Origin of the sequence: Cryobacterium tepidiphilum (assembly GCF_003716325.1) — a bacterium.
Taxonomy (GTDB): domain Bacteria; phylum Actinomycetota; class Actinomycetes; order Actinomycetales; family Microbacteriaceae; genus Cryobacterium; species Cryobacterium tepidiphilum.
The window spans coordinates 1-13831 of the sequence record NZ_RDSR01000019.1 but is presented as its reverse complement, the minus strand read 5'-3'; the positions used below and the strand labels follow the sequence as shown (position 1 = coordinate 13831).

15 protein-coding genes are annotated in these 13831 nt (G+C 68.8%); 8 read left to right on the top strand and 7 right to left on the bottom strand.

The window, feature by feature from the left end; translation table 11 throughout:
• The first annotated feature begins 161 nt into the window (after positions 1 to 161).
• From EEJ31_RS10885 to EEJ31_RS10870, 4 genes are read left to right on the top strand one after another with little or no spacing between them, the layout of a single operon-like run.
• Positions 162 to 695, top strand: a complete 534-nt coding sequence (locus EEJ31_RS10885) for a single-stranded DNA-binding protein (RefSeq protein WP_158603948.1) — start codon at positions 162 to 164, stop codon at positions 693 to 695.
• A gap of 36 nt (positions 696 to 731) precedes the next feature.
• Positions 732 to 1238, top strand: a complete 507-nt coding sequence (locus tag EEJ31_RS10880; RefSeq protein ID WP_123046330.1) for a DUF6993 domain-containing protein — start codon at positions 732 to 734, stop codon at positions 1236 to 1238.
• A gap of 10 nt (positions 1239 to 1248) precedes the next feature.
• A complete protein-coding gene (gene ettA, locus EEJ31_RS10875) occupies positions 1249 to 2931 on the top strand; it encodes an energy-dependent translational throttle protein EttA (protein ID WP_123046329.1) in 1683 nt (560 codons plus the stop codon).
• Between the two features lie 8 nt (positions 2932 to 2939).
• Positions 2940 to 3416, top strand: coding sequence for an acyl-CoA thioesterase (locus EEJ31_RS10870; RefSeq protein ID WP_123046328.1), 477 nt, complete (start codon positions 2940 to 2942; stop codon positions 3414 to 3416).
• A 144-nt stretch (positions 3417 to 3560) separates the two neighbouring features.
• Here EEJ31_RS10870 and EEJ31_RS10865 read toward each other — a convergent pair whose 3' ends face one another.
• On the bottom strand, positions 3561 to 4433 hold the full coding sequence (locus tag EEJ31_RS10865; protein WP_123046327.1) for an acyl-CoA thioesterase: 873 nt from the start codon (positions 4431 to 4433) through the stop codon (positions 3561 to 3563).
• Positions 4434 to 4500: 67 nt separating this feature from the next.
• Here EEJ31_RS10865 and EEJ31_RS10860 point away from each other — a divergent pair, with 67 nt between their 5' ends.
• Complete coding sequence (locus EEJ31_RS10860; protein ID WP_123046326.1) at positions 4501 to 5184, top strand: hypothetical protein; 684 nt, start codon at positions 4501 to 4503, stop codon at positions 5182 to 5184.
• Positions 5185 to 5340: 156 nt separating this feature from the next.
• Here the strand turns inward: EEJ31_RS10860 and EEJ31_RS10855 are convergent, their stop codons facing one another.
• From EEJ31_RS10855 to pepN, 4 genes are all read right to left on the bottom strand, one after another.
• A complete protein-coding gene (locus tag EEJ31_RS10855) occupies positions 5341 to 7014 on the bottom strand; it encodes an FAD-binding dehydrogenase (RefSeq protein WP_123046325.1) in 1674 nt (557 codons plus the stop codon).
• A gap of 46 nt (positions 7015 to 7060) precedes the next feature.
• The gene (locus tag EEJ31_RS10850) at positions 7061 to 7438 is read right to left on the bottom strand and encodes a globin (RefSeq protein WP_123046363.1); all 378 of its coding nucleotides are present in this window, start codon (positions 7436 to 7438) and stop codon (positions 7061 to 7063) included.
• A gap of 46 nt (positions 7439 to 7484) precedes the next feature.
• Positions 7485 to 8486 (bottom strand): mechanosensitive ion channel family protein, encoded by a 1002-nt coding sequence (locus tag EEJ31_RS10845; RefSeq protein ID WP_233563853.1) that lies wholly within the window; start codon positions 8484 to 8486, stop codon positions 7485 to 7487.
• A gap of 164 nt (positions 8487 to 8650) precedes the next feature.
• Entirely contained in the window at positions 8651 to 11209 is a 2559-nt protein-coding gene (gene pepN / locus EEJ31_RS10840; protein WP_123046323.1) for an aminopeptidase N, read from the bottom strand.
• A 192-nt stretch (positions 11210 to 11401) separates the two neighbouring features.
• Between pepN and EEJ31_RS10835 the strand changes: the two genes are divergently transcribed.
• The gene (locus EEJ31_RS10835) at positions 11402 to 11704 is read left to right on the top strand and encodes a hypothetical protein (RefSeq protein WP_123046322.1); all 303 of its coding nucleotides are present in this window, start codon (positions 11402 to 11404) and stop codon (positions 11702 to 11704) included.
• On the opposite strand, the gene EEJ31_RS10830 is transcribed toward EEJ31_RS10835, so the two are convergent.
• The gene (locus tag EEJ31_RS10830; RefSeq protein ID WP_123046321.1) at positions 11701 to 12180 is read right to left on the bottom strand and encodes a 2'-5' RNA ligase family protein; all 480 of its coding nucleotides are present in this window, start codon (positions 12178 to 12180) and stop codon (positions 11701 to 11703) included. The two genes, EEJ31_RS10835 and EEJ31_RS10830, sit on opposite strands and share 4 nt — an antisense overlap.
• Before the next feature lie 70 nt (positions 12181 to 12250).
• Between EEJ31_RS10830 and EEJ31_RS10825 the strand changes: the two genes are divergently transcribed.
• On the top strand, positions 12251 to 12718 hold the full coding sequence (locus EEJ31_RS10825) for a PPC domain-containing DNA-binding protein (RefSeq protein ID WP_123046320.1): 468 nt from the start codon (positions 12251 to 12253) through the stop codon (positions 12716 to 12718).
• Positions 12719 to 12758: 40 nt separating this feature from the next.
• Here the strand turns inward: EEJ31_RS10825 and EEJ31_RS10820 are convergent, their stop codons facing one another.
• Positions 12759 to 12983 carry a hypothetical protein gene (locus EEJ31_RS10820; RefSeq protein ID WP_148040175.1) on the bottom strand — a complete coding sequence of 75 codons (225 nt, stop codon included), beginning with the start codon at positions 12981 to 12983 and terminating at the stop codon, positions 12759 to 12761.
• 105 nt (positions 12984 to 13088) lie between these two features.
• Between EEJ31_RS10820 and EEJ31_RS10815 the strand changes: the two genes are divergently transcribed.
• A partial coding sequence (locus tag EEJ31_RS10815; protein ID WP_148040174.1) for a DUF222 domain-containing protein occupies positions 13089 to 13831 on the top strand: 743 nt, incomplete at its 3' end.

Sequence of the window (13831 nt, the reverse complement as noted above, 5' to 3'; positions counted from 1 at the left end):
GTAAGCGCTGGAGGCTCTCCACCGATCTGAAGCGCCCTGCGTCTGGAGCGTTCTGTGGGCGCAGACTCGCTGATGGTTCGGGGGCGGCGATGACCGGCACGAGTGGTCGTCCCCGAACCTCCTGCGAGCATCCAGAACCACCGAGAGAGAGCGAGAGAGCAATGAACGACATGACCACCGTCACCGGAGTGGTGGGAACCCCGCCCAAGCACTATGTCACCGCATCCGGGCTGCCGATTACGACCTTCCGGCTGGCGTCGGGCCTGCGCCGCTTCGACAAGGACAAGAAGGCCTGGGTCGACGCCGGAACGAACTGGTACAACGTCTCAGGCTTCCGGCACTTGGCGTTCAACCTGGCGCGCTCCATCAACAAGGGCGACCACGTGCTGGTGACCGGGCGCCTCAAAGTGCGAAATTGGGAGAAGGACGACAAGCGGGGAACGAGCATGGACCTCGAGGCTGATGCCGTGGGGCACGACCTGTTCTGGTGCACGACGACGCCGGTTCGGAGCGCGCCATCGCCCGCGTCCGCCGCACAGGCGGCAGCGGATGCGGCGGTGCCGGACCGGGAGGCGGAGCCGATGCCGCGTGACCCGTTCGTCGATCGGGTGACGGAGCCTCGCCCGGTCGCGGGCGACGGATTCCTGCCGTCGCCCGGCAACGAGATGCGCGGGCTGGCCGACGTAGACTCGTAGCGGGCCGCACGACGCGGCGCGGGGGAGGACGTCGGAGTGCGGAACCACGGGGGAACGGCGACCGGTCGGCGTCGCGCATGGGGGCCGGCCGCGCTCACAATCGTGGCACTGGCATCCGTGGGCTGCCTTGCCGGCTGCACCGCTGCCGAAGGCGGGGCGCACGACCCGGGCTCGCCCGCGCCGTCGAGCCCCGTCGCGACACCCACCCCCACCCCGATCCCGTCGCTCGACCCGTCGTTGTCCGCCGAACAGAACCTCGCATTCTTCGATATGACGGTGAAGGCGGTCCTGGCGAAGGACCCGTCGGCCTCCGGCGCCGCGCTGGTCGATGCCCTCGTCGTCGCCGGGTTCGACCGGGGCGACATGGAGGTGACGCCGGACCGCACGACGGCCGACCTCGAGGCCGACTCGATCCAGTTCTCGGTGCGCTTCAACGGAGAATGCATCGTCGGGCAGCGGGGCCCGGAAGACAAGGGCTACCACAGCATGGTGGCGCCCCTGCTCGGCACGGGCCGGTGCCTGCTGGGCTCCAGCGCCAAATAGACTTAGGACCATGGCCGAATATATTTACTCGATGGTCCGCGCCCGCAAGGCGGTCGGCGACAAGCTCATCCTCGACGACGTCACGATGTCGTTCCTCCCCGGCGCGAAGATCGGCGTCGTGGGCCCGAACGGTGCCGGTAAGTCCACCATTCTGAAGATCATGGCCGGGCTCGACACCCCGAGCAACGGTGAGGCGAAACTCACACCCGGCTTCAGCGTCGGCATCCTCATGCAGGAACCGGAACTCGACGAGTCGAAGACAGTGCTCGAGAACGTGCAGGAAGGCGTGGGCGAGATCAAGGGCAAGCTCGACCGCTTCAACGAGATCTCCGCGGCGATGGCCGAACCCGACGCCGACTTCGACACGCTCCTGGCCGAAATGGGCGTGCTCCAGGAGGAGATCGACCACGCCGACGCCTGGGACCTCGACTCGCAGCTCGAGCAGGCGATGGACGCGCTGCGCACCCCGCCGGGCGACGCCTCCGTTGCCAACCTCTCCGGTGGTGAGAAGCGCCGCGTGGCGCTCACCAAGCTCCTGCTGCAGAAGCCCGACCTGCTGCTGCTCGATGAGCCCACCAACCACCTCGACGCCGAGAGCGTGCTCTGGCTCGAGCAGCATCTGGCCAAGTACCCCGGCGCTGTCCTCGCCGTCACCCACGACCGGTACTTCCTCGACCACGTCGCGGAATGGATCGCCGAGGTCGACCGGGGGCACCTCTACCCCTACGAGGGCAACTACTCGACCTACCTCGAGAAGAAGCAGGAGCGTCTGCAGGTGCAGGGCAAGAAGGACGCCAAGCTGTCCAGGCGCCTCGCCGACGAGCTCGAATGGGTGCGCTCCAATTCCAAGGGACGCCAGGCCAAGTCCAAGGCGCGCCTCGCCCGGTACGACGAAATGGTCGCCGAGGCCGAGCGCACCAGGAAGCTCGACTTCGAAGAGATCCAGATCCCCGTCGGCCCGCGTCTCGGTTCGCAGGTCATCGACGCCAAGGGCCTGCGCAAGCAGTTCGACGACCGCATCCTGATCGACGGCCTCAGCTTCACCCTGCCCCGCAATGGCATCGTCGGTGTCATCGGACCGAACGGCGTCGGCAAGACCACGCTGTTCAAAACAATCGTCGGACTTGAGTCGCTCGATGACGGCACCTTGAAGGTCGGCGAGACGGTCGACATCTCGTACGTCGACCAGAGCCGCGGCGGCATCGACCCGAACAAGACTCTCTGGGAGGTCGTCTCCGACGGCCAGGACTTCATCCAGGTCGGCAAGAGCGAGATCCCGTCGCGTGCCTACGTCTCCACCTTCGGGTTCAAGGGACCGGACCAGCAGAAGAAGGCGGGCGTGCTCTCCGGCGGTGAGCGCAACCGGCTGAACCTGGCACTGACCCTGAAGCAGGGCGGAAACCTGCTCCTCCTCGACGAACCGACCAACGACCTCGACGTGGAGACCCTGGGCTCGCTCGAGAACGCGCTGCTCGAATTCCCCGGCTGCGCCGTAGTGATCACCCACGACCGGTGGTTCCTCGACCGCATCGCCACGCACATCCTCGCCTACGAGGGCACCGAGGAGAACCCGGCGAACTGGTACTGGTTCGAGGGGAACTTCGAGGCGTACGAGCAGAACAAGATCGAGCGCCTCGGGCCCGACGCCGCCAAGCCGCATCGCTCCGCGTACCGCAAGCTCACCCGCGACTAGGCCCGGCCGTGAAGCTCAACGTTCCCATCCGCCTCCGCTGGTCGGACCTCGACGCCTATGGGCACGTCAACAACGCCGAGATGCTGCGCCTCCTCGAGGAGGCGCGCATCCTCGCGTTCTGGGTGAGCGACGAGACCGAGGAGTCCGCGGTCGGCGCGAGCACGGCGGTGCTCGACGGTCGCCCCGGCGCCGCGACGCTCACGCTCATCGCCCGGCAGGAGATCGAGTACCTCGCACCGATTCCCTACCTCCGGCAACCCGTCGACGTGCGGCTGTGGCTGGGGAAGCTCGGCGGCGCGAGCCTCGAGGTCTGCTACGAGGTGTGGAGCCCGGAGGGTGCGGACCCGGCGGTGCAGTTCGCGCGGGCCAGCACGACGATCGTGCTCGTCGACGCCGCCAGCGGGCGGCCCCGCAAGATCAGCGACACCGAGCGCGCCGCGTGGACGCCGTACCTCGAGGAGCCCGTGCAGTTCGCCCGTCGGTAGCAGCCAGCGGATGCCGCGCGGCCGGCCGCCGCGGCCGCTCCCGCTGCTGACGTGCGAACTTCGCGCGGCGCGGGAGGGTGCATTCCCCGCGACTCACGGGCGGGGCCGGCCTGTGCCGCCGCGGGTAGGTGAGGGCCGGCCGCCCTAGCGCCGGCTGGGAATCCTGACCATGCCCTCCTGGGCGACGGTCGCGAGCAGCAGTCCGTCGCGGTTGAAGATGCTGCCGCGCGAGAGGCCCCGGCCGCCCTGGGCGGCGGGGGAGTCCTGCACATACAGCACCCATTCGTCGACGCGGCCGAACCGGTGCCACCACATCGCGTGGTCCAGGCTGGCTACCTTGAGCCCCGGCGTGATCCACGGCAGGCCGTGTCGGCGAAGCACCGGCTCCATGATGGAGTAGTCGCTCGCGTACGCCAGCGCCGCCCGGTGCAAATCCGGGTCGTCCGGCAGCGGGCCGAGGGTCTTCATCCAGATCGCCTGGTGACTAGTGCGCTCACCGTCGGCCTTGAGGTAGATCGGCGACGGCACGTGCCGCATGTCAAAAGGGCGATCGTTCGCCCAGTGCTGGGCCACGGAGTGGTCGAGGTGGCCGAGCACCTCCGCCGTGCTGGGCAGCGACTCGGGGTCGGGCATGTCGCCGGGCATCTCGATCTGGTGCACGAGCCCCTCGTCGTCGTCTTGGAACGACGCGATCATCGACAGGATCGGCAGGCCGGTCTGGTATGCCTGCACGCGGCGGGTCGAGAACGAGCGGCCGTCGTGGATGCGGTCGACGGCGAACGTGATGGATTCGTCGACGTCGCCGGGGCGCAGGAAGTAGCCGTGCATCGAGTGCACATGCCGGTCGTCGGCCACGGTGCGCGTCGCGGCGACCAGTGACTGAGCCAGCACCTGCCCTCCGAAGACGCGGCCATGCGGCATCCACTGCGACGGACCGGTGAAGATGTCTTCGCTGGTGCGCGCCCCGGTGTCCACCAGGTCCAGGGCGGTGATGAGTCCGTCGAGCGGTGCGTGCATGGGGCCTCCTCGTGCGGCGGGAACGAATCGCAGTGAATCGGCCCGTACCTTGATAGTTTAGGAGCAGATGAGCCAGTCATTCTCCCTCCCCGATTCGCATTCCCTCAGTGACCTGCAGGTTTACCTGTCGCGGGCGGGGCGCGTCGAGGACGGTTCGGTGCGGTTGATGTCGGCCGCGGGTGTGCTCGCCGTGTACAGCGCGATCCTGTACCCGCGCGGCCTCCTCGACGACACGCCCACCGTGCTCGGGCTGCGCACGTTCGCCCTGACCGAGCCGGTCGACCTCGACGTCGTCGTGCCGATCCGGTCGCTGCTCGACCGGGTCGCGAGACTGCAGACCGCCGCCACTCCGGCCACCGCGGAGGACGCCATTGCGGTGACGGTGCCCACACAGGTGAGCACCGTCACGTGGGCGGGCATCTCACCGCCCAAGGGCGGCTGGCGACGGTACGGCGAAACGGATGCCGCGCGGCTGGTCGAGGCGGCACGCGCCGGCATCGACGAGGTCGCCGCGGCGATCCCCGCCGGCACGGGCGAGCAGCTCGTGCAGCGCGTGCGTTCCGAGGTCTGGGGCGCACCGGTGCGCGGGTTCGACTTCCTGCCCACGGGCGCGGCCTTCGCCGCGTTCAGTCTCGGCTTCCTCTCACCGGACGAACCGGTGCATCTGCTCGGGACGGGACCGTGGACGCGCCTCAGCACCAGCCGGGGGCACGTGCTCGTGCGGCAGAAGGCCTGGAACCTGCAGGCCTGATGGCCGATCCCCGCTCGCCGGCAAGCTCCGGTCCGGTGCCATTTGCAGGAGCGGAGGTGTGTCGGGGCCCGGATCCGGGCGGTTCGGTGGCGACACGCCGGTGGGCTCCTGCATACGGCAGGGGCGCGACAGTCGAGGCGCGGTCGGATACCGGGGTCAGAGCCCAGCGGCGGCGGCGCGACCGGCGGTGCGACCGGAGAACAGGCATCCACCGAGGAACGTGCCCTCGAGCGCGCGGTAGCCGTGCATGCCGCCCCCGCCGAACCCGCTCGCCTCCCCGGCCGCATACAGGCCCGGAATGGGATGACCGACGCGGGCGAGTACCCGGCCCGACAGGTCGGTCTCGATGCCGCCGAGGCTCTTGCGGGTGAGCAGGTGCAGCTTCACGGCGATGAGCGGCCCGTTCGTCGGATCGAGGATCTTGTGCGGGCTGGCCACGCGGATGAGCTTGTCGCCGAGGTAGTGTCGCGCCTGCCGGATCGCATTCAGCTGCGCATCCTTGCTGACATCGTTGTCGAGCTGGCGGTCGCGCGCGATGATCTCGTCTCGCATCCGCTCGACATCGATCTGCACCTCCGGGGAGAGGCGCTGCATGCCCTCGAACAGCTCCTGGAGCGTCTCGGCCACCACGAAGTCGGCGCCCTTCTCCTTGAACGCCTCCACCGGACCCGGCGCGCCCGGCCCCACCCTGCGGGCGAGGAGTTTGACGTCTTTGCCGGTCAGGTCGGGGTTCTGCTCGCTGCCCGACAGCGCGAACTCCTTCTCGATGATTTTCTGCGTCAGCACGAACCAGCTGTGCGCGTACCCGGTTGCCGCGATGTGCTCCACGGTGCCGAGCGTGTCGAACCCGGGGAACAGGGGAACCGGGAGCCGGTTGCCGGTCGCGTCGAACCACAGCGAGGAGGGACCGGGCAGAATGCGGATGCCGTGGCGCGGCCACACCGGGTCCCAGTTGGTGATCCCCTCGGCGTAGTGCCACATCCGGTCGCCGTTGATGAGATGGGCGCCCGCCTGCTGGGTGATGGCGAGCATCCGCCCGTCGACGTGCGCGGGCACGCCGGACAGCATGCTGCGCGGGGCCTTGCCCATGCGCTCCGGCCATTGGGCGCGCACCAGGTCGAGGCTGCCGCCGATGCCGCCGCTCGCGACGACCACGGCGCCGGCGCGCAGCTCGAAATCACGAAGCACGTGCCGGTTGCTCGGCACACCGCGGGCGGCATTGCTGGCGGACAGCACGCCGCCGCGCACGCCCACGACGGCACCGCTTTCCACGATGAGCTCGTCGACGCGGTGTCGGTGCAGTGGGGTGACGAGGCCGTCGGCCACGCCGGCGCGCACCCGCTTCAGGAAGGGGTCGAGCACGCCGGGCCCGGTACCCCAGGCGATGTGGAAGCGCGGGACGGAATTGCCCGGGCCGGAGGCCAGATATCCGCCGCGCTCCGCCCAACCGACCACCGGGAAGAAGCTCAGGCCCTGCTGCCGCAGCCACGCACGCTTCTCACCGGCGGCGAAGTCGAGATACGCCTCGGCCCACTGCCTGGGCCAGTAGTCCTCCGGGCGGTCGAACCCGGCGGTCCCGAACCAGTCCTGCCGGGCCAGGTCCAGCGAGTCCCGCACGCCGAGGCGCCGCTGCTCGGGGGACTCGACGAGGAACAGCCCGCCGAACGACCACCACGCCTGACCGCCAACGGATGCCGCCGGCTCCTGTTCCACGAGCAGCACGCGCGTGCCCGCGTCGATGAGCTCAGCCGTCGCCACGAGGCCGGCCAATCCTGCCCCGACCACGATGACATCCGCTTCGGTGACCGGCCGGCCGGTTCGCTGGCTCATCGCACTCCTTCGTCAGACGCCGGCGCGCAGCCCGGCCCGAGGGGCGTCAGGCCTCGAAGGTGTTGACCATCGCGTGCGCTGCCCTGTCCATATAGTCCCACAGCGCGGCGTCCTGCATAGGGGGCAGCTGCGCGTTGTCGAGGGCGCTGCGCATATGCCCGAGCCACCGGTCGCGGGCGTCAGGGTTGACCGTGAACGGCTGGTGGCGCATCCGCAGCCGGGGGTGCCCGCGCTGCTCGCTGTAGGTGCCGGGGCCGCCCCAGTACTGCACGAGGAACAGGGTGAACCGGTGCGCAGCGGGCGCCAGGTCCTCCTCGGGATACATCGGCCGGAGCACCGGGTCGTCGGCGACGCCGCGGTAGAAATCGTCGACCAGCTTCTCGAAGAACGCATAGCCGCCGACCTCGTCGTACAGGGTCGGCAGCGCGGATTGCCCGTTCGCGCCCGTGCGCAGGTGCACGCCAGCCGGTTCAGTCGCCACGTTTTGCTCCCGTTGTCTTCGAAGCAGCGGATGCCTCGGCCGCCTCCGTCGCGGCCTCCACTGCGGTTGCGCCGTCCATTCCCGTCATCACGACGGCATTGAGCGGGGTCAGCGACGTGCCCATACTATCCAGGGCCTGCTTCAGGTGGAGCCGGAGTGCCCGGGCGAAGTCCCACTTGGCCGATACCCGGGTCTTGACGACAAGTCGGGTCACCAGGGCCTCAGCGGAGATGGTCTCGAGACCCCAGATCTCGGGCTTCTCCAGAACGAGGTGGCGCCACTTCGGGGTCTTGGCCAACTCGGAGGCGCTCTCGAGCATCGCGGCCTGCACCGCCTCCACGTCGGACGTGTACGGGATCGGCAGGTCGACGATCACTCTCGCCCAGCCCTGCGACATGTTGCCCGTTCGAAGGATCTCGCCGTTGCGCACGAACCAGAGGGTGCCGTCGACGTCGCGCACCTTGGTGATGCGGATGCCGACCTCTTCAACGACGCCGGTCGCGAAACCCACGTCGACGATGTCGCCGACCCCGACCTGGTCCTCCACGACCATGAACAGGCCGTTGAGCACGTCCTTCACGATGTTCTGGGCGCCGAAACCGAGGCCGGCGCCGACGGCGGCGGTGAGGAGAGCGAACGAGCCGAGGATGGCAGCGCTGATGGTGTGCACGATCGCAAGCACCGCGATGACGAAGATGAGGACGTTGACGATGTTGGTCAGCACCGACCCCAGGGTGCGTGCGCGTTGAACGAGTCGCACCGTCGCCAGCGGCGAGGCTGCCAGCGCCTGCGTGTCCGTGACGTTCTGCTTCTTCTTGGCGCCGGAGACGATCTGCCGAACGACGCGGTCGATCACGAAGTGCAGCAGCCAGCGCAGCAGGAGGGCGACCGCGATGATGACGACAATCACGATGACCTTCATCAGCAGGTCGGCCATGTGTTTGGCGTCAAAGAGATCGGTGAATGCCGTCCAGAGGGAGTCCATTTTCATATGAAGGACAGTTTACGAGTGGCCACTGCGCACCTCCTGTACGTCGCCCTGTACGTCGCCGCAGCGCCGTGTGAGGGGACACCTTTCCCTAGTGTGGCGGCCTCGGCACTAGGAAGAGTTGTCCCCTCACACGGGGATCGGGCGAGGGGCGAGCCCGGGCGCGGCTAGCTGCGGTCGCGGGCCTGCACGGCCAGGGCGCGCTCGACGCCGGCGAGGTTCTCGACGACCAGGCGGCGGAGCGCCGGCGGCTGCGGGTTGGCGTCGAGCCAGCTGCGCGTCGCGTTGACGAGCTCCTGGTTGGCGAGCGGTGCCGGGTACAGGCCACCGACGAGCTTCTCGGCGATGGCGTAGCTGCGCTTCTCCCAGATCCGCTGGAGCATGTCGAAGTACACCGGCACGAACGGCGCGAGCAGCGCCGTGTCGCTTGCGCGCTGGAACCCGGCGGCGGTCACCCGCACGATGGTGTTCGGCGCCGTGTCCACGTCGATGAGTGACGCCCAGGCGGCCTGCTTGCCGTCAGCCGTGGGGATCGCCGCACGGGCCTGCGCGGCGGACTGCACGCCCGTGGCGGTGTTGTCCTTCGCCAGGGTGGCGTCGATCTCGGTCGCGTCGGCCTTGCCGCCGGCGACCAGGGCGATCAGCAGCTCCCAGTCCAGGTCGGTGTCGATGTCCAGTCCGGGCAGCGCACCCGAGCCGTCGCGGAGCGACTGGACGGCGTCAAGCTGCTCGTCGGTCGACGCAACGGATGCGAGGAACTTCACGAACTGGAACTGCGCGTCGCTTCCCGCCTCGGCTTCGCGTGCGAGCCGCAGCAGCGCGTCGCCCACCTCGGTGACGACCTCGTCGCGGTGCTCCGGTGCCACGTACTGCGTCGCCGCGAGCACGACCTGGCCGAGCACCGTGCGGAGCGTGGTGGACTCGGTCTCGGTCGCGATGTTGTTCAGCACCAGCCGCACGAAGTCGCGCGGTGAGGTTTCGGCGTCGCGCGTCGAATCCCACACCGAGCCCCAGACGAGCGAGCGGGCCAGGGGGCTCTCGATCGCCGCGAGGTTCTCGATGGCGACGGCGAGCGACGCCTCGTCGAGCCGGATCTTCGCGTAGGCGAGGTCGTCGTCGTTCAGCAGCACGAGGTCGGGACGGGCCTGGCCGACGAGCTCCGCGACATCCGTTCGCTCGCCGTTCACGTCGAGTTCGACGCGGGTGTCGCGCACCAGTTTGCCCCCACGGAGGTTGTAGAAGCCGATGGCGAGGCGGTGCGGGCGGATGGTGGGGTAGTCGGTGGCGGCAGACTGCAGCACGGCGAAGCCCGTGATGATGCCGGAGTCGTCGACCTCGATCTCGGGGCGCAGCGTGTTGACGCCCGCCGTCTCGAGCCACAGTTTCGCCCACTCGGTGAGGTCGCGGCCGCTGGCGGCCTCGAGCTCGACCAGGAGGTCGCGGAGCTCGGTGTTGCCCCACTGGTGCTTGGCGAAGTAGGAGCCGACGCCCGCGAAGAACGCGTCGATGCCCACCCAGGCGGCGAGCTGCTTGAGCACCGAGCCGCCCTTGGCGTAGGTGATGCCGTCGAAGTTGACCTGCACGTCTTCGAGGTCGTTGATGGTGGCGACGACGGGGTGCGTGGAGGGCAGCTGGTCCTGCCGGTACGCCCAGCTCTTCTCCATCGCGGCGAAGGTGGTCCACGCCTCGGTCCACTCGGTGGCCTCGGCGGTGGCGATGGTGGACGCCCACTCGGCGAACGACTCGTTCAGCCAGAGGTCGTTCCACCACTTCATGGTGACGAGGTCGCCGAACCACATGTGCGCGAGCTCGTGCAGGATGGTGACGACGCGGCGCTCCTTGATCGCGTCGGTGACCTTGGAGCGGAACACGTAGGTCTCGGTGAAGGTGACCGCGCCGGCGTTCTCCATGGCGCCCGCGTTGAACTCGGGCACGAACAGCTGGTCGTACTTGGGGAACGGGTAGGGGAAGTTGAACTTCTCCTCGTAGTACGCGAAGCCCTGGCGGGTCTTCTCGAAGATGTAGTCGGCGTCGAGGTACTCGAACAGGCTCTTGCGGCTGAAGATGCCGAGGGGGATGGTGCGGCCGTCGCTGGAGGTGAGCTCGCTGCGGGTGACGGCGTACGGGCCGGCGATAAGCGCAGTGATGTAGCTCGACATCACCTGGGTCGGTTCGAAGGCCCAGGTCTTGCGGGCGCTTCCATCGGCGGCAGGCGTCGCATCCGTTGGTTCGGGCGTGTGCGAGTTGGAGACGACCTGCCAGTCGGCGGGCGCGGTCACCGTGAACCGGAAGGTGGCCTTCAGGTCGGGCTGCTCGAACACGGCGAACATGCGGCGCGAGTCGGGCACCTCGAACTGGCTGTAGAGGTAGACCTCGTTGTCGACCGGGTCGACGAAGCGGTGCAGACCCTCGCCGGTGTTGGTGTAGACGGCGTCGGCGACGACGGTCAGCTCGTTCTCGTCGGCGAGGTCGTCGAGCTGAATACGGATGCCGTCGCTCACGCCGGCCGGGTCGAGCTCGGTGCCGTTGAGGGTCACCGAGTGCACGCGGCGGGTGATCGCGTCGATGAACGTGGAGGCGCCCGCCTTCGCGGTGAACCGCACCGTGGTGGTGCTGGAGAACGTCTCGGGGCCGGTCGTGAGGTCGAGGGTGACGTCGTAGTCGTGGACCGTGATCAGGGCGCTGCGTTCCTGGGCTTCGACCCGAGTGAGGTTCTCTCCTGGCACTGGCTTCTCTCTTCTCGTTGAACGGTTCGCCGGGATGCCCGGGAATCGTGGGAATGATCTGGACTTTGGGGCGCTCTTGGCGCCGCCGCGACTAGCCTAACGAGCTTCGGTTCCTCCGGGGTTCGGGCTGGGGACCCCATTCGCGCTCGGACGTGTTAGACCGGAGTGCACAGGCTGAGGAAGGATCCCGCGATGGACACGAACACGAACGACCTGCCCGACGGCCCCACCGGCCAGGTGGGCGAGGGCGACATCCCGCTGACCGATGAAGAGAAGGCGGATGAGCTGGGCCAGGGCGCGCCGAGCACGGGCGCCGCCGCCGGGGGAGAGACCGTTGCGGGGTCTGGGTATGCCGGCACGATGGGCGGTGTGCTCTCTGGCGGTCAGGACTACACCGCGACCAACCTGGGTGGCACCGGGGTGCCCCGCGGCGACGACGGGCACGACCAGGGCGTTGTCGCCTCCGGTGAGGGGGACGACGACGAGGTCGACTAGCGGGTCAGGGGGAAGGTGGCGAGCACGGAACGGCCGCCAGGAGCGGAGCGCGGGGCCATGTCGACGAGGGCGACCTGAGTGAGCGCGAGTTTGTCGCCGGCGCGCACGCGCCCGTGGTGTTTCTTCGTCACGTGCGGCCGGAACTCGGCGCCGGTGAAGGCGGGCTCGTCGGGGGACGAGGCGATCGGCCGAACGGTGTCGATCAGGGCGAGGTGCAAACGGATGAGCGCCGCGTTCTCTTCGACGAGCGTCACGGGAACGTTGTGGCGCCTCCCGAACAGGGCGTCTGCTCCGGCGACGGCAGTGATGGCGGTTTCACCCGACGCGGCGGATGCGATGGCGTCGATGATGTCGTGCCGGGCGGCATCCGTTGTGAATGGCGCGAGCACTGTGATGTGCAGCGGCCAGTCGTGCACGGCGAAACTCGAATTCGTCTGAAGCGGAGTCAGCGGAAGAACGACCACGAGGCGAGCCATGGGCCGATTCTAGAGCGCGCGAATCGCACGTCGTAGTGTGATCGGTACGACGAGGCGGAAGGAGCGCGTCATGCAGTGGAAGCACATCGATGATTCGGCCGGTGAGGGGTCCTCGACGTTCGTGGTCGTGCTCGACGTCGGCGACGAAGCGGTGGCGACGCTCGCGGCCTTCGCGCGGGAACACGAACTCGAGGCCGCGCAGGTGACGGCGGTGGGCGCCTTCGAACGGGCGGTCGTGGGCTGGTTCGACCGTGACCGGAATGACTACCGGCGCATTCCGGTGGATGAGCAGTGCGAGGCGCTCTCGCTGGTCGGTGACATCGCGGGGTCGGAGAAGGGGCCGCAGCTGCACCTGCACGCGGTGCTCGGACTGTCGGATGGCACGACGCGGGGTGGACACCTCATGGAGGGGCATGTGTGGCCGACGCTGGAGGTCATCATCCGGGAATCGCCCGCCCAGCTGCGGAAGACGTACCGGCCCGAATTCGGGTTGGCGCTGATCGACCTGGCCCGGTCAAACGGGGAGGTCGGCGGATAGGAGGCCCTAGGCGGTTGGCGTCGCCGAACGCCAGTGCCTGTCACGGTCGGTTTGGGACTCCGGTAGACGAACGGTTCTTCCGCGCAGCGATCCCAGCGGTCAGGCCCGCGGCGGCACTCACGATCAGGATCAACAGAACCGTCGCGTATGCCGGAATCTGCACGTCCAGAACGATGAGCGCGAGGATGGCCACGATGGCGCTGAGCGCCGCCGCTGCGGCGCCCACCTTTACAGGCAGGTGCCTGCCGGGATCGTCTGCAGTCACACTCATTTGTCTAGCACGGCACGCCAACGTGCGTGTTTCAGCGGATGCCTGTGCTCAGCAGGACAGACGGACGGGAATGTCGGTGGTGTGGTGTTCACTGGTGCCATGGATGAATCATTGAGGTTCTCTCACCCGCTCGGTGCCGAGGTAGCTGCTCCTCCCGGCGCGCCGCCGGGTCGGCCTCCCGGCAGCCACTCCGGCAGCCAGCCCGGCGTTGCCTTGCCCGGTGCCGCGCTGCCCGACGACGTCGCGGCGGAGTTGGCGGCGTTGGGGCCGGATCCGTTCGCGGGTGAGCCGTGGGACGAGTGGTTGCAGCGCTGGGCCGAGGAATCCGCCGAGCAGTGGGTCGATCCGGAAGACGTGATCCCGGAGGAGCTGGTTCGCGCGTCGGTCCGCGACGCCGAGGACGCCGCCCGGACCGGGGCGTTGCTGGCCGGCGGCCTGCCTGACGGGTACGCGGACCGGTTGGATGTCCTCCTCGACGACGTCGCGCAGAACGAGGCGGCCCTGGCCATGATGGCGGCCGATCGGGCCCGGGCGATCGACCAGGCGAGGCTGTGGTCGGAGGTCTCGGACGAGTTCGTGAACCGCGACGCCGGGCTGTCCCCGGCGGAACGCACCGAGTGGGCCCGGCGCGTGTTCGTGTCCGAGGTCGCCGCCCGGCTGTCGCTGTCGCAGGGCGCCGCGGACACGCTCATCCACGAGAGCCGCGCCCTGGCCCACGACCTCCCCGCCACCATGGCCGCCCTGTCGGAGGGGCGGATCGGTTACCGGCACGCGCAGGTCATCATCGACCAGGCCGGCACCCTCCCCGCCGAGGCGTGGGCCGCGTTCGAAGAAGACCTCCT